This is a genomic window from Bacillus taeanensis (assembly GCF_003318295.1).
GTDB lineage: Bacteria > Bacillota > Bacilli > Bacillales > UBA6769 > Maribacillus > Maribacillus taeanensis.
This window is the reverse complement of record NZ_QOCW01000002.1, coordinates 25,888-43,801: the sequence shown is the minus strand read 5'-3', so window position 1 is coordinate 43,801 and position 17,914 is coordinate 25,888. Positions and strand designations below refer to the sequence as shown.

General features: G+C 35.0%; 22 protein-coding genes, 2 tRNA genes, 2 pseudogenes and 1 riboswitch. Of the genes and pseudogenes, 4 read left to right on the top strand and 22 right to left on the bottom strand.

What is annotated here, in order from left to right:
- Nucleotides 1-70: 70 nt before the first annotated feature.
- The 4 genes from DS031_RS02640 to DS031_RS02625 form a co-directional block, all read right to left on the bottom strand.
- Nucleotides 71-1,210, bottom strand: a complete 1,140-nt coding sequence (locus DS031_RS02640; protein WP_113804391.1) for a conserved virulence factor C family protein — start codon at nucleotides 1,208-1,210, stop codon at nucleotides 71-73.
- A gap of 152 nt (nucleotides 1,211-1,362) precedes the next feature.
- Entirely contained in the window at nucleotides 1,363-1,590 is a 228-nt protein-coding gene (locus tag DS031_RS02635; protein ID WP_113804390.1) for an IDEAL domain-containing protein, read from the bottom strand.
- A gap of 192 nt (nucleotides 1,591-1,782) precedes the next feature.
- A complete protein-coding gene (recQ, locus tag DS031_RS02630; protein ID WP_113804389.1) occupies nucleotides 1,783-3,900 on the bottom strand; it encodes a DNA helicase RecQ in 2,118 nt (705 codons plus the stop codon).
- Nucleotides 3,901-3,914: 14 nt separating this feature from the next.
- Nucleotides 3,915-4,328 (bottom strand): VOC family protein, encoded by a 414-nt coding sequence (locus DS031_RS02625; RefSeq protein ID WP_113804388.1) that lies wholly within the window; start codon nucleotides 4,326-4,328, stop codon nucleotides 3,915-3,917.
- A 195-nt stretch (nucleotides 4,329-4,523) separates the two neighbouring features.
- On the opposite strand from DS031_RS02625, the gene ytzI reads away from it, so the two are divergent.
- Nucleotides 4,524-4,694, top strand: a complete 171-nt coding sequence (gene ytzI, locus DS031_RS02620; RefSeq protein ID WP_113804387.1) for a YtzI protein — start codon at nucleotides 4,524-4,526, stop codon at nucleotides 4,692-4,694.
- 59 nt (nucleotides 4,695-4,753) lie between these two features.
- Here the strand turns inward: ytzI and DS031_RS24385 are convergent, their stop codons facing one another.
- Nucleotides 4,754-4,882: a hypothetical protein gene (locus tag DS031_RS24385; RefSeq protein ID WP_281269089.1), complete on the bottom strand. Its 129-nt coding sequence runs from the start codon at nucleotides 4,880-4,882 to the stop codon at nucleotides 4,754-4,756.
- Between the two features lie 21 nt (nucleotides 4,883-4,903).
- Complete coding sequence (locus DS031_RS02615; protein ID WP_181832978.1) at nucleotides 4,904-5,068, bottom strand: DUF4025 domain-containing protein; 165 nt, start codon at nucleotides 5,066-5,068, stop codon at nucleotides 4,904-4,906.
- 363 nt (nucleotides 5,069-5,431) lie between these two features.
- Between DS031_RS02615 and phoU the strand changes: the two genes are divergently transcribed.
- A complete protein-coding gene (phoU, locus tag DS031_RS02610; RefSeq protein WP_113804385.1) occupies nucleotides 5,432-6,091 on the top strand; it encodes a phosphate signaling complex protein PhoU in 660 nt (219 codons plus the stop codon).
- 53 nt (nucleotides 6,092-6,144) lie between these two features.
- On the opposite strand, the gene DS031_RS02605 is transcribed toward phoU, so the two are convergent.
- The 12 genes and pseudogenes from DS031_RS02605 to DS031_RS02555 form a co-directional block, all read right to left on the bottom strand.
- Nucleotides 6,145-6,756: an NAD(P)-binding protein gene (locus DS031_RS02605; RefSeq protein WP_181832977.1), complete on the bottom strand. Its 612-nt coding sequence runs from the start codon at nucleotides 6,754-6,756 to the stop codon at nucleotides 6,145-6,147.
- 12 nt (nucleotides 6,757-6,768) lie between these two features.
- Complete coding sequence (locus tag DS031_RS02600) at nucleotides 6,769-7,521, bottom strand: sirohydrochlorin chelatase (RefSeq protein WP_113804383.1); 753 nt, start codon at nucleotides 7,519-7,521, stop codon at nucleotides 6,769-6,771.
- Between the two features lie 21 nt (nucleotides 7,522-7,542).
- Nucleotides 7,543-8,325, bottom strand: coding sequence for a uroporphyrinogen-III C-methyltransferase (cobA, locus tag DS031_RS02595; RefSeq protein WP_113804382.1), 783 nt, complete (start codon nucleotides 8,323-8,325; stop codon nucleotides 7,543-7,545).
- Between the two features lie 49 nt (nucleotides 8,326-8,374).
- On the bottom strand, nucleotides 8,375-8,575 hold the full coding sequence (locus DS031_RS02590) for a DUF3906 family protein (protein ID WP_113804381.1): 201 nt from the start codon (nucleotides 8,573-8,575) through the stop codon (nucleotides 8,375-8,377).
- Between the two features lie 381 nt (nucleotides 8,576-8,956).
- Nucleotides 8,957-9,058 (bottom strand): annotated as a pseudogene (locus DS031_RS24000) (hypothetical protein); the annotation flags it as partial.
- An 82-nt stretch (nucleotides 9,059-9,140) separates the two neighbouring features.
- Nucleotides 9,141-9,500 (bottom strand): annotated as a pseudogene (locus tag DS031_RS02580) (inorganic phosphate transporter); the annotation flags it as partial.
- A gap of 43 nt (nucleotides 9,501-9,543) precedes the next feature.
- The gene (locus tag DS031_RS02575) at nucleotides 9,544-10,266 is read right to left on the bottom strand and encodes a phosphoadenylyl-sulfate reductase (protein WP_113804379.1); all 723 of its coding nucleotides are present in this window, start codon (nucleotides 10,264-10,266) and stop codon (nucleotides 9,544-9,546) included.
- Between the two features lie 126 nt (nucleotides 10,267-10,392).
- Complete coding sequence (locus DS031_RS02570) at nucleotides 10,393-10,539, bottom strand: YezD family protein (protein WP_113804378.1); 147 nt, start codon at nucleotides 10,537-10,539, stop codon at nucleotides 10,393-10,395.
- Between the two features lie 106 nt (nucleotides 10,540-10,645).
- A riboswitch (SAM riboswitch) is annotated at nucleotides 10,646-10,750 on the bottom strand.
- Nucleotides 10,751-11,045: 295 nt separating this feature from the next.
- Nucleotides 11,046-11,189, bottom strand: coding sequence for a hypothetical protein (locus DS031_RS23430; RefSeq protein WP_181832976.1), 144 nt, complete (start codon nucleotides 11,187-11,189; stop codon nucleotides 11,046-11,048).
- A 111-nt stretch (nucleotides 11,190-11,300) separates the two neighbouring features.
- Entirely contained in the window at nucleotides 11,301-12,377 is a 1,077-nt protein-coding gene (locus tag DS031_RS02565; protein ID WP_113804377.1) for a DUF3900 domain-containing protein, read from the bottom strand.
- 143 nt (nucleotides 12,378-12,520) lie between these two features.
- A tRNA-Met gene (locus DS031_RS02560) sits at nucleotides 12,521-12,597 on the bottom strand.
- Nucleotides 12,598-12,721: 124 nt separating this feature from the next.
- A tRNA-Val gene (locus DS031_RS02555) sits at nucleotides 12,722-12,797 on the bottom strand.
- Between the two features lie 146 nt (nucleotides 12,798-12,943).
- Here DS031_RS02555 and DS031_RS02550 point away from each other — a divergent pair.
- Nucleotides 12,944-13,300 carry a DUF3905 domain-containing protein gene (locus DS031_RS02550; protein WP_113804376.1) on the top strand — a complete coding sequence of 119 codons (357 nt, stop codon included), beginning with the start codon at nucleotides 12,944-12,946 and terminating at the stop codon, nucleotides 13,298-13,300.
- Nucleotides 13,301-13,357: 57 nt separating this feature from the next.
- Here DS031_RS02550 and DS031_RS02545 read toward each other — a convergent pair whose 3' ends face one another.
- Both DS031_RS02545 and DS031_RS02540 read right to left on the bottom strand, forming a co-directional pair.
- Nucleotides 13,358-13,720 carry a hypothetical protein gene (locus DS031_RS02545; protein WP_113804375.1) on the bottom strand — a complete coding sequence of 121 codons (363 nt, stop codon included), beginning with the start codon at nucleotides 13,718-13,720 and terminating at the stop codon, nucleotides 13,358-13,360.
- Nucleotides 13,702-14,250 carry a TadE/TadG family type IV pilus assembly protein gene (locus tag DS031_RS02540; protein WP_113804374.1) on the bottom strand — a complete coding sequence of 183 codons (549 nt, stop codon included), beginning with the start codon at nucleotides 14,248-14,250 and terminating at the stop codon, nucleotides 13,702-13,704. Before DS031_RS02540 ends, DS031_RS02545 begins: the two co-directional genes overlap by 19 nt.
- A gap of 152 nt (nucleotides 14,251-14,402) precedes the next feature.
- Between DS031_RS02540 and DS031_RS02535 the strand changes: the two genes are divergently transcribed.
- Nucleotides 14,403-16,169, top strand: coding sequence for a B12-binding domain-containing radical SAM protein (locus tag DS031_RS02535; protein ID WP_113804373.1), 1,767 nt, complete (start codon nucleotides 14,403-14,405; stop codon nucleotides 16,167-16,169).
- A 53-nt stretch (nucleotides 16,170-16,222) separates the two neighbouring features.
- Here DS031_RS02535 and DS031_RS02530 read toward each other — a convergent pair whose 3' ends face one another.
- Together DS031_RS02530 and DS031_RS02525 are read right to left on the bottom strand one after the other, a co-directional pair.
- On the bottom strand, nucleotides 16,223-16,711 hold the full coding sequence (locus DS031_RS02530) for a DUF2306 domain-containing protein (protein ID WP_113804372.1): 489 nt from the start codon (nucleotides 16,709-16,711) through the stop codon (nucleotides 16,223-16,225).
- Nucleotides 16,712-16,790: 79 nt separating this feature from the next.
- A complete protein-coding gene (locus DS031_RS02525; RefSeq protein ID WP_245947164.1) occupies nucleotides 16,791-17,876 on the bottom strand; it encodes a mechanosensitive ion channel family protein in 1,086 nt (361 codons plus the stop codon).
- Nucleotides 17,877-17,914 lie beyond the last annotated feature (38 nt).

The window sequence follows — 17,914 nt, the reverse complement described above, 5'->3', positions numbered from 1 at the left end:
TCTTTACTAATCAACCTCTTTCTATGCTTATAATTTTTAGAAATTGATACACGACAAACTAGAAAAAAGATTAATCGTTTTGTTTCCGTGCATTTGTCATTTGCTGCCACACAGAGCCAGCTGCCTCTTCACCACTTTCAATACGCTCAATCGCCATTTTCACTTGTAAACTAACTTCAAATTCCGAATCATCTTGAGCTTTACGGAGTGCTTCAAGAGCTGTTTCATCGCCAACTTCATATAAAAACATCGCCGCCCGCCAACGCACAAGTTTATTTTTATCTTTTAATGCCTCAACCATCGCTGGAATGGCTTTCGTACTTCCAATATCTGATAAGCAATCCCCAGCTGTACGACGAACTGTAACAGCTTTATCTTTTAATGCCTTATAAAGATATGGAAGTACTTTCTCGCTTTCAATCATGCCTAAATACACAGCTGCAAGGCGGCGAATTGATATTTTTTCATCTGCTAACGCTTCTGCAAGTAGGGGTAAATCTTCTTCAGTTGGATTTAGCTTTTCTAATGCCGCAAAACGAACCTTCCAATCTTCGCTTTTCATTGCTTTTGCTGCTTCTTCAGATGAAATATAACTAATTCGTTCTTTTACTTGTTCATGCTTATTTTGAAATGCAGCTTCAACTAACTCTTCTAAACGTTTTTCGTCATATGCTGCGTTGATTTCTTCTACCACTTCCTCACCGATTTGATTCATATCACCATAGCGAACACTTTGCTCTTTCCATTGTCTTTCCATCACAAGGTTATTAGAGGATGATTGAGCTTTCATTGCAGATTCCTTAAACCTTTCAGGAAGCCCAAAACGCTGTTCGTCATTTCCATTGGCCAGTTTTACCTGCATCGGTATGCCTCGAAACATTTGAATCATAACCTTTACTTCTCCAAAATGGTCATCCCCCATTTTTACATTAGAAGTTGTATTTTCTTCCAGCTTCTCTCCAAAAGCCTGCCTTACTTTTGGCAAAATAACCTGCCAATCCACTTTAGGATTTCGTTCTAGTGCAATGAAATCAGCAACATGATAAAAACCTTTCACACCTTCAACAGCAAGCAGCCGTTGTGCATATTCTGGCGCTTCATGCTTTTGTTCTTGTTTAAAATTTCTTGTTTCACGCGGCGGTAAACTTTCATTTAAAATAACTTTCATCGAATTCGGACTGGGTGTTGGTTCAATGGAAATAATTTTCATAGTAAGCACTCCTTTTTATCATTCTTTTCCCATTTAGTTATGTATATTTTTACTGCAGTTTTCATTTTAACATAGTCTCTCGATCCCTTTCATTTTTTAACAACACAAACCTTTAAATGAAATGAAAAAGATAGCCGCTAATAAGCAGCTATCTACCTTGTAAGCGCTTTATATTCTTTGGAGAACTTTAGAAAACTTTCCTTATCACCTTCATCTAATGCTTTATTAATCTCTTTTTCAAGAATTTTAAGTTGGCGAATAATAAAGGCCTCATCAAGTTCCAATTGAGCTAATAAAGAAAATGCAAACCGATCAGCTTTTTTCTGTTTTTCTCTCGCTGCAGCTCTTAAACGTTCATCATAAGAATTTTGTCTTGACATGGTTACTCTCCCCCTTTTCACTATTACAACCAATTCAATATATGGCGTTTGAATATTCTGATTACTATTGGTAGTATACTATTCTATTCCCCAATTCCAATAATATAAACAAAAATTTTAAGTTTTTTTAAATTTTTTTTATAAGATTATATAAGGAAATAAGTAATAAAGACAGCATATTTGCTGTCTTTATTATGAATTATATTTAAACAATACAGCTTTAATTGCAGTATAGCTAATCTCATCGGGTAGGGCCTCTTTAATAGGTTTAAGCTTTTCTGCTCCTACTTTTTTAACAGCTTCCATAATTAATGGTTCATATTGTTCAGGAATTAAACGGACCCAATCAATCGAATATCCTTCTTGAGCAGTACGCATTAAATGATTTTCAACGGTAACGGAGGTTAGTTCTCTTTTTTTTGCGATTTCTGAAATAGAGAATCCTTGTTGAAATAATTTATAGGACACAAAATAGCTCGGTTCATTTTCTCCATCACGCTTTTTTTCAACTTTCTGTTCCACTTTTGTTTCAGGTGTACCGTGTTCATTAACATATTGCTTCACAACTTCTAAAAACTGCTGACCATATTTTTGCATTTTTGCTTCTCCAATGCCTTTTACCTGTAGCATTGCTTGTTCATCCAGCGGGCAAAGAATACTCATTTCCCGCAGCGCGCTGTCTGGAAAGATAATATATGGAGGAATTTGTTCACTCATTGAAAGTTCTTTTCTAAGCGCACGTAATTTTTCAAACAATGAATTGTCTACTAAAATGCGCTCCTGCTTCATTTGTTCTTTTTGATAAACCCTCTCTTCTCCTTTTAATACAAGGTAAGCTTTTTTTGCTAACTTTATAACTGGATACTGTCCTTCTGTTAATGCTAAATATCCTTCTGCAGCAAGACGATTAATCACTTCGATAATTTCTTTTTCTGTCCTCTGCTTCATCAATCCGTAAGTGGATAATCGTGCAAAGTTTAACTGTTTAATTCGTTTATTTTTTGAACCTTTTAATACTTGAGCAACAAGTGAAACTCCAAATCGTTCATCCATTCGCTTAATACATGAAAATATTTTTTGAGCATCTACTGTTATATCAACTTTCTCTCGTTCATCGATACAATTGCTGCACTTTCCGCACTCTATTGTTTCTTCTTCACCAAAATAATGTAAAATATATGACTGCAGACACTGTTCTGTATGACAAAAACCAACCATTTGCTGCAGCTTTTTATATTCATTTGCTTTTCGTTCTTCATCAAATTGTGTTTGTTCCACTAAAAACTTTTGTAACTGAATGTCCTGAGAATGATAAAGAAGAATGCATTCTCCAGGCTCCCCGTCCCGTCCGGCGCGACCTGCCTCTTGATAATAAGCTTCCATATTTTTAGGAATGTTGTAATGAATCACATAACGGACATTTGATTTATTAATTCCCATTCCAAAAGCATTTGTTGCAACCATTACCATTACTTCATCATATAAAAACTTTTCCTGCACATCATTGCGTTCTGCTTCTGACAATCCTGCATGATATTTTCCAGCAGCATATCCTTGACCTTGAAGCCAATGATGAAGCTGATCAACTTCTTTTCTCGTTGCTGCGTAAATAATTCCTGGTTGATTTTTATTTTCTTTTAAATAGTTTAGTAGAAAATTACGTTTATCTTCACCTTTTATAACGTTGAATGATAAATTTTCGCGGGCAAAACCTGTTATATAGAGGTTTCCAGATTGTACGCGAAGAAGCTTGCGAATATCTTCTGTTACTTCCGTTGTTGCCGTTGCCGTAAAAGCTGCCACAACAGGTTGTTGAGGAAGCGTTTCTATCATTTTTGCGACTGAAAGATAACTTGGTCGAAAATCGTGGCCCCACTGCGATAAGCAGTGGGCTTCATCAACTGCAACCATTGAAATTGGCATTGCCTGCAGCAGCTGACGAAACTGTAAAGATTCAAGCCGCTCTGGGGCAATATAAATAAGCTTATACTCCCCATTTGCCGCTTGATACATTCGATCCTCTACTTCTTTATTTGTAAGGGTACTGTTAATAAAAGCAGCTGAAATACCTGCGCTCTCTAAAGCATCAACTTGATCTTTCATTAAGGAAATGAGAGGAGAAACTACTAATGTTACACCTTCAAATAACAGTGCGGGAATTTGATAGCATATTGACTTCCCGCCACCTGTCGGCATAATCGCAATCGTATCTTTTTTATGTAAAATACTCGTAATCGCGTCTTCTTGACCGCTTCGAAATGAAGGATATCCAAAATACTTTTTTAATACATGTTTTGCTTCCTCTATCATGATTAACACCTATCCTATAGCCCTTTAGTATTCATAAGAACAATACGCCAACCATCAGGGTCTTCAATTGTCACACCTTTATCTTTCCAATATGGGCTTTCAGGTGGAACTGGAAAATATCCGATCTTTTCTAACCGGCTTACAATCTTTTCTATTTTATCATGATCAGGCATGTAAAACACAAGTAAATTATCTTTCGTTGGGGCAGGACATGAAGAGCCATCACTATGCTGCGTAAATTCAAGATGATAGTCTGCATCAGGTAAGCCAAACATCACACCATCATACCCATCATGGTTTTGAAATGCTCCAATTTGTTTCAGCCCTAATCCATCACGATAAAATTCTATTATTTTATCTAATTGATGTGTAGGTCGAGCCGCTCGAAATTGGATAGCTGGAAATTCATTTGACCATTTTTGTTTCACGATTTACGCCTCTTTTCTATTTTTATTTTTCTCTTATTTATAGTTTATCATACTCCGATCATCTACTTTCACAAACTTTTAATACAGCATTTTCTAGAATGCTAACTTGCTTAATCTCTCACTTTTTCTTATACTAAATAAGAGAAAAACGATAGAGTAATCCAATAATGGTCTTAATATAAAGAGGTGAAGGCTTTGGTTGCAATTATTATTATTTCAATTCTTGTCATTTTATTAATTTTAGTATTAAGCATTGCTGCTATTTCGAAGGGCTATTCTTATAAACATACAGTGGATACGCAATATTACGACAATAAACCGCAAACCCCGCCACATTTAAAAAACAAAAATGGAAAACAACTATAATTCTTATTGTTATAACAAACAAGAGGTTCGCTTATGTAAGCGAACCTCTTGTTTGCTACTTACGTTGCAGGACGATCTGGTCCTCCTAATTTCTTATCTTGCAATCCAGGAGCTCCTTGCTCCGCTTTAGGTTGCTGTTTTCCTTTTCTTTGCTGTTCCATGCTGTCACCTTGACGATTTTTTGCCATTGTGTTTTCCTCCTAAAATTATTAGTGTTGTTTATTATGAGTTTTATCTTCTACAGTACCATTCATGTATGCGTCACTTACCTGTTCATTTGTTTCATCAATACCTGTTACAGCTGTTGAGGATTGTATAGCCTCTACTTCAGCATACCCTTTTACACTCGGTTCGCGTTTTTGTTTGCGGCCCACTTTGCTTCCCTCCTCCTCATTTTGGATCGAACAATACTTTTTATAGTATAGCCTTTCAAGAAAATTTTACGCAGGAAAAAAAGTCCATCTTACTGTGTGAAACTTAAATATCTATCAATAACACTTGTTTTATCTTTGCTTGTGTGTTTTGTCTAATTTTGAAATAATTTTTCTTTATTTCATCGACATCATTCCACTTACTTTGCAAACTTTTATTGCTAAACTATTCACCATAACACTTTTATTACAACTTGAATCTGCAAAAGAAGCGCAGATCGTCTTGTAAATAAACTATTTCGCCTATTCGAAACAGTCTTTTTATAACAATAACCCCTCATAATGTTAGGAAATGGAGACGATAATATGAGTATCCGTGAAAAATTTCAAAGTGATTTAGATGAACTAAAAAATTCACTTCTTGAGCTTGGAACATTAGCAGAAGTGGCTATGATTCGTGCAATCGATTCCCTAAAACATCAAGACCTTGAAGAAGCTAAAAGAATTATTACCGATGATTACAAAATAAATGAATTAGAAAAGCAAATAAATGAGCGTGCTATTTTACTTATCATGAAGCAAGCACCAGTGGCAAGTGACTTAAGAAGAATTGTTACTGTACTTAAAGTCTCCTCAGATTTAGAGCGTGTGGGGGATTTAGCCGTTAATATTGCCAAATCCGTGGAACATATGGGAAGCACACCGTTTCTTAAGAAAATTGAAGATATTCCGCTCATGGCATCACTCGCTCAAAAAATGCTTGCAAATGTGCTTGATGCTTACTATAAAGAAGATACCGTCCTCGCAAATACTACGGCAAAACTAGATGATGAAATCGATGAATTATATGGAAGCTTAATTCAAGAATTATTAGAATTAATGGCAGTTCATCCAAAAAGCATTTCACAAATTACACAACTTGCATTTATTTGCCGCTATATCGAAAGAATTGCTGATCATGCCACAAATATATCTGAAAGTACAATATACCTTGTTAGAGGAGAACAGTATCGACTCAACGCTTAAATAATGCATAAACAAATAATCCGTCTTTCTTTTGCTTAGAAAAGAAAGACGGATTATTTGTTTTGCAGTTTCATTAAAAATGCGGCGCGTTCTTCAGATGAGTTTTTATATTTTTCTTCTAAAAGCTCTTTTAAAAGCTGTTGTTTATATGCTGAGTCTTGTATAAATGATTTTATTTTATGACGACATTCAAATAAAAACTCAAGATAACTTTCATAAGAATCATCGTACAAGGTGGAAAGCTCGTTCTTAATCTTTTTCGCTAAAAGCGGACTTGCACCTTCTGTTGATACCGTTATTGTTAACTTGCCTCTTTTTAACACAGAAGGGACGTGAAAGTTACCAAGTTCAGGTTGGTCGACTACATTTATTAATTGTTGATGTGAGACAGAATTTGCAACAAGTGCATTTACTTTTTTATCATTTGCTGCAGCAATCACGATAAATGCGGTTTGAACATGCTTAGGATGAAACAACATTTTTTTCCATATAAGGATTTTATCATTTGCGATTTTTTCTAAGTTGGCTGTTAAGGCTGGGCTAACAACGGTAACTTTAGCGCCTGCGTGAAGCAATGAATTTATTTTTCGTTCAGCTATTTTACCGCCGCCGATCACTACTGCTTCTTTATTTTCTAGTTTTATATGAAGAGGATAGCTTGTCATAAGATTCACCATTTATATTGTTGTGTATACTTGATTGTTGATTACTTCTTGAACACGATCAGCCAATATTGTTTGAAGGTTTTGGTGATATCCAAGATAGTTACATAAAATAATTTCTTTTCCGTTTTTATCTAAAGCAGCAATTGTTTTTTCCATATCTTTCATTAATATCCCGGTAAACAATAAATAGGGGAGCACGACAATTTGTCTGCTTTCACTATGAATTGCGTTCTTTAGACCTTCCTTGAATGAAGGAGATGCTGCGGCAAGAAAACATGTCTTAACAGATTGAAAACCGCCTTTTATTTTAAGCATGTCTGCAATCACACCTAAATCTCTTGGAGAGTCTGGGTCACTACTTCCTCTTCCAACCAACAGCACTGTTGTTTTATTGCTGATAGAAATTTTCTGTTCAGTTATACGCTCAATTAAGATATCAACTATACGATCATGAACACCTAACGGTCGTCCATATTGAAATTCAATAGAAGGATATTCTTTCTTTACCTTTTCAAGCGCTTCAGGAATATCTAATTTTGCATGTCCTGCTGTTAATAACAATAGAGGAACAACAGCAATTTTAGAAGCACCACGGGCTGCACAGCGAGCAATGCCTTCAGCAATAGTAGGCTCTGCAAGCTCTAAAAAACAATATTCCTGAATCGGCACAGAAATCTCTTTCATACTTTTTGTTAAAAAGTCTGCTGCTTGTTTATTTGCTTCTCTAACACGACTGCCATGTCCAATATAAAGTACTGCTTGCATGAAATCTTCCTTTCTATCTCATTAAAAAGCTTCACGAACATCTGAAACAGGAGTCATTGTTTTTTCAAACCAATTAATCTTTTCACGCATTTTCACTACTTCTCCGACGATAATCATTGTAGGATTTTCAATGCGATGCTGCTTTGCTTTTTCAATAATATTAGAAAGTGTTCCCGTTACAGTTTGTTGGTCTTTTGTTGTTCCCCAATGAATTAAAGCAACTGGTGTTTGTTCACCTCGACCATGTTTTAAAAGTTGCTCACGAATATAAGGTAAATTCCTTACACCCATATATATAGCAAGTGTATCAACACCTTTTGCTAAACTTTCCCATTGGATCGCTTCTGACTCTTCTGATTGACGATGTCCTGTTACAAAAGCAAAGGAGCCGCTGTAATCACGATGTGTCACTGGAATTCCCGCATAAGCAGATGCAGCTACACCTGAAGTTACTCCAGGAACAACTTCAAATGGAATTGTGTGCTTTGCAAGAGCTTCTGCCTCCTCACCGCCTCTTCCAAACACAAATGGATCCCCGCCTTTTAATCGAACAACAACTTTTCCATTTTTCGCATGTTTGACAAGGAAATGATTAATCGTTTCTTGTTTTAATGTATGAAAATCGGGAAGCTTCCCACAATAAATTAAATCAGCGCCTTCTTTAGCATAAGTTAACAATTCTTTATTAATTAAACGGTCATATAAAATAACATCCGCTTTTTGAATACACTTTAGTCCTTTTACTGTAATTAAATCAAGATCTCCTGGTCCTGCTCCCACTAAATATACTTTACCTGTATTCATCCTTTATCTCTCCCTCTCCTCTAATTCGCAATCAACATTTTCTCTCTCTTTATTCTGCTAATCCAAAATCCGCTCCAGAACGAATCTTCTTCTTCTCATAAAGGGGAATTTGATCTACTTCAGGTATGCTTAAAAAATGTTTTTCAAGCTCGACCTCTACAAGTTCAAATGCTGCTTCATCATTTTTTGCTGCAATCACTACAAAAATTTCTTTATGCCCTATACTTACTTCAAAGCGATACAAATTCATGTAACAGACACCCTTACAGATTAAGAATAGGAACGACTTTTTTTCTATTATAGAAAAAAAGTCGTTCATTGTCAGATAAGTGGTGAGAAAATCTACCTTGATTTCTCTCTACCAAAAATTACTTTTTTCGTATTATTGAAAGCAAATCTTGAGTTAAGGGTTCTTCTCCTTGTCCATTCCACACATAATTCTTTGTAGAACGATTATACGTATAGCCTAATGCTCTTAATTTCTTAGATCAGATGGGACTTTTATTCTTAACTCATTTGCAATTTCTTTAAGTGTATCACTATTTAAACGTTTTAATAAGTCTTTTACAAGCAGCTCATTTTTAGAAACATTTTCTTCTCTATTCTGGATTACTTGGCTCTTCATAAGGGGTAATACTTGGGCAACTTCTGGTCTGCTGAATTCAGCTGGAGGCACCTGACCACTGCGAAGCATTTCACGAACTTTTGTACCATAAACGTTTTCAGCTTCTATTTCTTTATATTGTAACCCCTCCATATTTTATTAATCATAGTTGTTTACTTGGTTTTTTAATATAAAATAATGAGGCTTTATATTAAATCCCACCACCTTGTTCATGAACGGAACGATTTTCTTTTCTTGTCATTTTAATTAAGCTCATTGAACCAGCAGTAGCTAAAAACACACTAGAAATTGCAAAAATCGTATAAAAATCAGCATCAAAAAATAATTTAATTAACCCATACGAAATAACGAGTGAAAAGACAGGTGAAACAACCCAAACTGTCATCATTTGCTTAATAATCCCTTTCTGCCAAAGATGAAAGCCATTTTTAGCAGAACCCACACCTAAAATACCAGATGTTGTAATTTGCGTTAATGGAACAGGGATACCAAATAGGGACGCTGTAATAACCAAACCAGCACCAATGCCAGAAACGGCACTTCCTTCCAAAATTATCTATTTCATTTAGAACGTGTCACACTATAGAAAAAACTTATATCCCACTTCCACCAATATGCAAACCACATTCTGTTTTACCACTGTTTGCCCAACGCCCTGAACGAGTATCGTTTGGATCTGAAGCAGGAAGTGTACATTTTTCACAGCCAATACTTGGATAATCCTGATCATGGAGCACGTTATACGGTAATTTAAAGGCCTCAATATACATCCAAACGTCTTTCCATGTCCAATGAATCAGCGGACAAACTTTTATAGACTTAAATTTGTCATCTTTATTAATAAATTGTGTATTTCTTCTTGTTGGTGATTGCTCTCTTCTTAATCCAGAGATCCATGCTGTTGCCCCGCTCAGCTCTTTCGTTAACGGTTCGATTTTACGGATGTTACAGCACTTATTTGGCTCCCGTTCCCACAACTTATCACCGTGAAGTTTAGCTTGCTCCTCAAGCGTTAAACTAGGTTTAGCTAACTCAATTCTTAATGTAGGATAACGCTCTTTCACTTGATCGATTAATTGATATGTTTCTTTAAAATGAAGATCTGTATCTAAAAAGACAATTCGAGCATGTTTATTTACTTTACTAATCATATCAATGAGGACAATCCCCTCTGCGCCGAAACTGCATGCATACACGATTTCATCTTCATACGTTTGATAAGCCCACTTTAATACTTCAAAGGCCTCTTTAAATTGATTTTGCACTTCATTTACTTGTTGGTCATTCCAGTTTTCATACTTAATTGCAGCAGCCAACTTATTCACTCCCTACTATTTGTTATACATTTTTTTAAAAAGTTTGAAGGTATAAAAAAGACGTCTTCAATCAAAAGATGTGCTGTTGATTAAAGTCACCTCTAGTTTATCTAGTCAGTGCCAAGCTTACTTCATGCGAATTTTTTCATTTTTTTCAATTTGGATAACTTTTCCATTTTGAACAACGAGTGTAACGGAACCAAATTCCAATGTTTCTAACATTCTTTCAATTTGTACTATAACTTTATTAAACTCTTCTTTTTTCTCAGACACAACTTTCACTCCTTTAAAACATAACCACTCGATCGCTCAAACCTTTTGAAAGTGTAAAAAAATCCTTCCCATTCGGAAAGGTGAATTTGATCATTCGTTCAATTTCACCTTATCTACCAAAATGAGAGTCATTTTGCTGGAATTAGCACCTTGCTTCAAGCAGGTTGCCGGGCATCTTTGGGCCAGTTCCCTCCACCGCTCTTGATAAGATTTTAATTGATCTTTATTTTATACAGGAAGGAACATAATGTCAACCCTAGTTTCTTTATCGGATTAATTATTTTTATTAAAATCCTTTTATATCAACTTTATCCCTTCCTGCTTCTTTAAAATATTTCTATAAAAGCAGAATACCAACCGTTAAACTATGATTTATTTGTAATAATTTTTTAATTGGTAAGAGCATAAAAAATCGCCAGCTTGGAAGCTGGCGATTCATCCACTTCATTTCTATTTTATTTTTATTATAGCTTTAGACCTATTTATCATTTACTTTCCTTAAACAGTTATTCCTTAATTCCTTCCAACCACTCTCGATAGCATTCAGGGCATAATACCTCTTCACATTCTTGGTTAACATTATAAAAAGACACCACATGTAACTTTTGATTATCAATTTCATATTGACAGTAAAAGCATTGATTAGACATTTGTTTAACCTCCTTCAGTTATTATTTTGAGCAGGTTAAACAATTTCTCCCCTGTGAATTAATGGATATAAAAAGAAAATAAGATTAAAAAGTACATATCTAGTTACATTCTTAGTTTCTGTTATAATTATGTTTTTGTTCTAACTTTTCAATCACATGTTTTAACTCATCAGGCTGCAAAAGTTCAACAGGCGACACTCCTTTTTCAAACTCAAAGAAGTCTCCTTCAATTAAGAGCACATATTTATCATTTACTTTCGCAATGTGAAGGCTGTCGCCAAAGTCAGACAGCATTGCTTTTACGGTAATATGGTCAAGCTTTAGTTTAAGTTCTAAATCAGGCTGTGCTTCAACCAAATGTCCTGTCGCTTCTACAACCTGTTCATGTGACCATTTTTCATGCAGTTCACGTTTTGGACTTGAAGCCCACATTTCCATTTCTTCCACTTCTTTTTCTCGCTCTTCGTGATTTTCATGATCACTATAACTTTCCTCAATATGTTGATGAACCATGCCCATTACCTGCGTATTTAATATTTCAGGCATTGATTGTTCGTACTCAACGAATTTTAAAAAGTCTTCAAAATAACGGGCATGAGAAGACTGATGAATTTTTAACTCTCTTTCTTCAATAACTCCCTCGTCGGGCATAAAGGGATATTGAATTGATTTCATATTTTTAGCAGTAATCGCCATTTCAACATGACTAATAAGTGTTTTTTCATCAGCAATCGATGCAACTTTTTTCTCAAAATCGCATTTAATGACAAAAACAAATGGTTCATCAAAATATTTATTTAGCTTTGCTCTTGTAATAATTAACGCACCGCCGCGTACCGAGCTTGTATCAATATATGTTCTTACCAACTGATCACTTGCCAATTGAAAGTCAGCGATTGTTTCCGCTTGGCGAATACGATTAAACAAATTATAATTTGGATTGCTGTCAAGGTCATAGCCCGGTTCAACAACAAAATGACCAATTTTAGTCGGAACACCTTCACTTTTTGGATGGCGATCCACTTTTCTTTTGACAATTCGCATGAACTCTCCATCTAAAAAGGTTTTTAATTCGCTATCTATATAATCTTCTTCATCTAGTGTTTTATAATGCTTATAACTAATTTGTTGTTCTTTTTCTTCCATTTCAACAACAAAAAACGAAAGGAATTGTACATCAAAATCCATCTTATTCTCCTTATTTTTCATTAGTTTTAATTTTTTCTGTTCTATTATACATCACGGTTTGGGGTTAATAAAAACAAAGCAGGACCAACATATTCTGTCGGTCCTGCATAAAATTTGTAATTTATAGAGTTATAAGTTATTTTTGGTTGCGGGGGCAGGATTTGAACCTACGACCTTCGGGTTATGAGCCCGACGAGCTACCAGACTGCTCCACCCCGCGATAATGTAAAACCTGCACTGTTTCGATGAAGCAAATTCAGCGTTGCTCCACACAAAGATAATAATAAAATGTGTCTTCTTAAATTATTATAACCATTTCTTTTCTATATTATACATAAAATAAATGGTGGAGGATGACGGGATCGAACCGCCGACCCCCTGCTTGTAAGGCAGGTGCTCTCCCAGCTGAGCTAATCCTCCAAAATATTTTTTCTTAGCAACAGGTATAACTATATCACAAAGAAATATGAGTGTCAACAACTTTAAATTTCCATTAATCGTTACTCATATATTCTGCTTAACAAAACAAATACTAAACATAAATCTCACAATGAGGTGATAGCATCATGACTAAAAAAATTCGTCGAGCAAAGCTGTATGCTCCAACAATGGACGGTACTTACCCACACCAAGCGAATTCACCAGTATTTAAAGAAGGATCAAACCTTGAAATGAAAGAACCATTTGTTAACCGTCACGGTGTAATTATTGGAGATGGAAAATATAACTCACCAAACTCTCCATTAAACAATTGGAGCGAAGACACAGATCCTGAAATCATGGCAGGTGATCAATGGATTCATCCGACAAATGATATTGGTTGGAACCGCGAAGAAAATAAAGAATTAATTAAAAAAGAAACCAACCATAACGGTGCTCACTTTATGCACCCGACGAAAGATACGAGCTACAAGGTTGATTAATTTTATTAAAATAGAACCGCTCCAATTTTTTATTAGAAGCGGTTCTACTTGCTTACACTATTCAATTAAATTAATTGTATGAACTCCATAATCTACCACTGAAAACTCATTATCCGATAGTAACCCTTTTGAATCCACATAATCAATAAATTTCCCTTTAATACCATTATGAACAACTTCGCTAATTTCAAATGCAGCAAAGCCCTTAACTTCTACTGTATCTCTTCCTTGTATTCCAGTATTATCAATTACCACACAAATAGCTATATTTTTTCCCTTTTCTATTCTTGCTTCTATCTCTTTTAAAACTGGTCCTGTTGTCATGCCCGGTTTTGTTAATATTTCATCACCTACCGCAGGCATCCCTTCTTCCCCTTTATAATCATTTTCAATCCACTTTTCTAAATCTTTATTTTGCATTTTTCCATTAACAGCCGGGTCGACAATCCCAAAATTACCAGTATTTTTTTATCTTGCCCCCATAATGTTACCTCAATCCCTTTAACTACAGGAAGTGTATGTGGAATCGATAAAGGGATAAGTGCACTAGGTTTATATATCACTGCACTTTTCGCTTTGGCTTCAGCAGAAATGCTTACCTCGTTTACTCCTAATAAAGGCATAAAAAATAAAGAAACCTTATCAGTATGATGCAGCTTAATTGTCAAACTATTCACGTCTATTATAATATTCTCTACTGGGATTGCTTCACCATAGTTATTATTAAATACATGGGCTGCTATGCTGATTGCCGCCGATGCATCGGGTAATTTCTGGGCTCCAGATAAAACAGCAAAATCTGCGGAGTCCTGCAGCTTCTGCTTTTGCACCATCACATATCCTAAATCTACCGCAAGTCCAATCCCTCCCCATAACACTGGAATCATTAATACAAACAATACAACAGCTTGGCCTTTATGATCTTTCAAAATTTGTTTGACTAATTTCATACTCTTCTCCCGCTCCCTACATTCCTATTTATAAACATTCTCTTATTTCATTTTATGGCCTAACATTTCAATTTTTCGTAAAATTATAAGATTGTCCAAAATCTGTGCTACAATAACAGGTAGCAAAATTTTATAAAGGATTGGTTGAAAGAATGAATGTTGTAATTAGTACATTAAATGCAAAATATATTCATACATGTCTTGCGTTAAGATATTTAAAAGCCTATGCCGCCCCAGAATATGAAGTTGAGATGACCGAGTATACAATTAAAGATCCTATTATGAATATCGTTTCAGATTTATATTCAAAAAAGCCTGATGTAATTGGGTTTAGCTGCTATATTTGGAATATCGAAGAAACGATTCCAATTATTAAAATGTTAAAAAAGATTAATCCGGAGTTAATGGTAATGCTCGGTGGTCCTGAAGTTACCTATGACACTGAATATTGGATGGAACGTATTCCTGAAGTTGATTTTATCGTAAAAGGTGAGGGCGAAGGGATTTTTAAAGAGCTGCTGCTGCAAATTGAAGGGGAAAAAGATTATCAGTCAATTGGAAACCTTGCTTTTCGTGACAATGGTAAAACAGTAATCACCCCTCCAAGTAAGAAAATTAACTTAAATGATATTCCTTCACCATTTCGTTTTGAAGAAGATTCACAAAATTTAGGGAAGCGAATTACGTATATTGAAACGAGCCGCGGCTGTCCGTTTTCTTGTCAATTTTGTTTATCATCAATCGAAGTTGGCGTTCGCTACTTTGACGTTGCACGGATGAAGGATGAGCTGATATTTCTAATGGATCACGGTGCAAAAACAATTAAATTTGTTGACCGAACGTTTAATATTAAACGTGATTATGCGCTGGATATGTTTCAATTTTTAATTGATAACCATCGTCCAGGCTGTGTATTTCAATTTGAAATTACAGCCGATATTATGCGTCCAGAAGTGCTTGACTTTTTAAACGAAAATGCGCCAGCTGGGCTGTTTCGCTTTGAAATCGGCGTTCAATCTACAAACGATACAACAAATGAACTTGTGATGCGTAAGCAAAACTTCAATAAATTAACACGTACCGTTATGATGGTGAAAGAAGGCGGGAAAATTGATCAGCACCTTGATCTTATTGCAGGTCTTCCAGAAGAAGACTACAATTCTTTCCGTAAAACATTTAATGATGTATTTAAAATGAGACCTGAAGAACTTCAGCTTGGCTTCTTAAAAATGCTGCGCGGTACTGGATTGCGAATGCGTGCAGAAGATCACAATTATATTTATATGGATCATTCCCCATATGAAATTTTAGGAAATAATGTGTTATCTTTTGATGATATTGTGCGAATTAAGCAAGTTGAGGATGTGCTTGAAAAATATTGGAATGACCACCGGATGGATCATACGATTAACTATTTAGTAGAGCATGTTTTTTCATCACCATTCGACTTCTTCCAAGAATTTGGAACATATTGGGATCAACAAGGCTGGGTACGAATCGGACACCAACTTGAAGATTTATTCCGCCGTCTTTATCAATTTTTAGAAAACTTTGGAATAAAGCACCTTCATGTTGTAAAAAGTTTAATGAAATTTGATTATTTATTAAATCAAAAAATAAAACCTCGTAAAGTATGGTGGAATGAAGCGATAGAAAAAACAGCAAAATCTCAATATCTTAAGAGATTTCTTGAAACACCAAGCTTACTTGGAGAGACATTCAATAATCTACAGCTTACTGAAAAAGAACTATTTAAACATACAGTAATTGAAGTGTTATCATTTGATTTAGCAAACTATATGAATACAAAAGAAGTAGTTGCAAATGAGACATTGCTTCTCCTCTATTTTGATCCAAAAACACATCAAGTTGAATATTGGATCGTTCCTTTAACTGATCTGAACATCCACTCCGCATAAAAAATGAGTGCTAACAATTAATTGTTAGCACTCATTTTTTGATTAGACCATCATTATAATTTTACACTCGTTTTTGGGGATACTTTTAGTGTTTTTCTTGTTACAAATGCAATGATAGGAGAACCGATGATTGTTGGAAAAAACCAAACAAATAATGAAGGAAGCTCGTTAAGTAATGGGATGTTTTCTTGATTTACGACTAATAGTGCTGTCACCATCGCAATATATGAACCTAACATTCCTGAGATATGGTGAGAGAGCCACCCTTTATATTTTCTTTTTCCTGCATTATAGCCATAAAAAGCAAACGCATAACTAAACAGCGCAATATAAAAAAGATAACTGCTTACGTCCCAATGAAGAATCGCCATAATTACTGCTGTTACACACACAATTAAAACAAGTCCGTGATATAACTTTCCTGCCATTGTATGTTTTCCTTTTCGTTTCGGGGCAACCATTGAAAATAGTCCAATAATTAAACTTAAAAAGCCAGCAAAAATATGAACACCTAAGCAAAGCGCTGCAAATTGTTCAAGCAAAGCAGCATCCACCTCTTTTTTATTTTCATTTTATCATGAAATTTTTAACTTTTTATTAATAATTTGTTAAAAATTGTGATTAATTCTTTTCAGATTTAGTAGGTTTACTTGCTGTGGAAAGCTGTTTTATTATTTCTTCATCAACAGTACGAACATGAAGATCACGCTGCGGAAAAGGGATTTCAATTTTATATTCGTTAAAAGCCCGGTTAATGCGAAAATTCATGCTGCTTCTTGTTATAACGGCATGTTTAGGATTTGAAATCCATATAAATAGCTCAAAATCCAGTGAAGAATCACCAAAACCAACAAAATTCACAAAAGGTTTTGGCTGACTTAATATAACCTTAGATTCTTTTGCTTCATCTTCTGCAGCTTTTTCTAAGAGACTTTTAACGAACTCTACACCGGAGCCATAAGCCACACCAATTGGAATAACAAGGCGTATTCTTGGATCTCCATAAGAGTGATTCACAACATTGTCTTCTAAAAAATAAGAATTTGGGATAATAATATGCTCGTTATTTAACGTTTTTACGACAGTGGCCCGCATATTTATTTTTTCTACATCTCCTACAATATCGTTAATAATAATGCGGTCCCCAACTTTTATAGGACGTTCAAATAAAATAATTAAACCGGAAATGAAATTTGAGGCAATATTTTGCATTCCAAAACCAATCCCTACACCAATTACTCCCGCAAAAACGGTTAGGACACTAAGATCAATGCCCACCGTATTTAAACTAATAATAACAGCAAACACCATGATGCCATAATAAAAAAAACGATCAAATGTAAACCGAAGGCCACTGTCTAGACTATAGCGTTCATAAATTGTTGGAAGCAATGTTTTTGTTGCAAGTTTAGATGCCCGGTGAGCAAATGAAATAATTAAAACAGCAATGATGATAAGAAACAGGGAAACCTCCACTTTACCAAGTGAAAAAATACTGCTAAACATCCATTTAGAGTCCGCAAAATAGATAAGTATAAAGAGAAGCACAGCATAAATTGATAACCAATTTATAAACGATAAAATAAATGGAGCAATTTTTTGCTGCAGTCGTTCATTTCGTTTCGTTGTTTTCATAACAAAAAACCGAATTAGCAGCCTTAATAATAAAATCGTACACACACCTGAAAAAAATAACAAAACACTCACCCAAAACGACCAATTCTGCAAAAAATTAAGTTGTTCTA

Excerpts from the sequence above, each read along its gene's own strand:
- DS031_RS02640 (WP_113804391.1), bottom strand. The coding sequence starts at position 1,210 with ATGAAAATTATTTCCATTGAACCAACACCCAGTCCGAATTCGATGAAA.
- DS031_RS02635 (WP_113804390.1), bottom strand. The coding sequence starts at position 1,590 with ATGTCAAGACAAAATTCTTATGATGAACGTTTAAGAGCTGCAGCGAGA.
- recQ (WP_113804389.1), bottom strand. The coding sequence starts at position 3,900 with ATGATAGAGGAAGCAAAACATGTATTAAAAAAGTATTTTGGATATCCT.
- DS031_RS24385 (WP_281269089.1), bottom strand. The coding sequence starts at position 4,882 with ATGGCAAAAAATCGTCAAGGTGACAGCATGGAACAGCAAAGAAAAGGA.
- phoU (WP_113804385.1), top strand. The coding sequence starts at position 5,432 with ATGAGTATCCGTGAAAAATTTCAAAGTGATTTAGATGAACTAAAAAAT.
- DS031_RS02605 (WP_181832977.1), bottom strand. The coding sequence starts at position 6,756 with ATGACAAGCTATCCTCTTCATATAAAACTAGAAAATAAAGAAGCAGTA.
- DS031_RS02600 (WP_113804383.1), bottom strand. The coding sequence starts at position 7,521 with ATGCAAGCAGTACTTTATATTGGACATGGCAGTCGTGTTAGAGAAGCA.
- cobA (WP_113804382.1), bottom strand. The coding sequence starts at position 8,325 with ATGAATACAGGTAAAGTATATTTAGTGGGAGCAGGACCAGGAGATCTT.
- DS031_RS02590 (WP_113804381.1), bottom strand. The coding sequence starts at position 8,575 with ATGAATTTGTATCGCTTTGAAGTAAGTATAGGGCATAAAGAAATTTTT.
- DS031_RS23430 (WP_181832976.1), bottom strand. The coding sequence starts at position 11,189 with ATGTCTAATCAATGCTTTTACTGTCAATATGAAATTGATAATCAAAAG.
- DS031_RS02565 (WP_113804377.1), bottom strand. The coding sequence starts at position 12,377 with ATGGATTTTGATGTACAATTCCTTTCGTTTTTTGTTGTTGAAATGGAA.
- DS031_RS02550 (WP_113804376.1), top strand. The coding sequence starts at position 12,944 with ATGACTAAAAAAATTCGTCGAGCAAAGCTGTATGCTCCAACAATGGAC.
- DS031_RS02545 (WP_113804375.1), bottom strand. The coding sequence starts at position 13,720 with ATGCAAAATAAAGATTTAGAAAAGTGGATTGAAAATGATTATAAAGGG.
- DS031_RS02540 (WP_113804374.1), bottom strand. The coding sequence starts at position 14,250 with ATGAAATTAGTCAAACAAATTTTGAAAGATCATAAAGGCCAAGCTGTT.
- DS031_RS02535 (WP_113804373.1), top strand. The coding sequence starts at position 14,403 with ATGAATGTTGTAATTAGTACATTAAATGCAAAATATATTCATACATGT.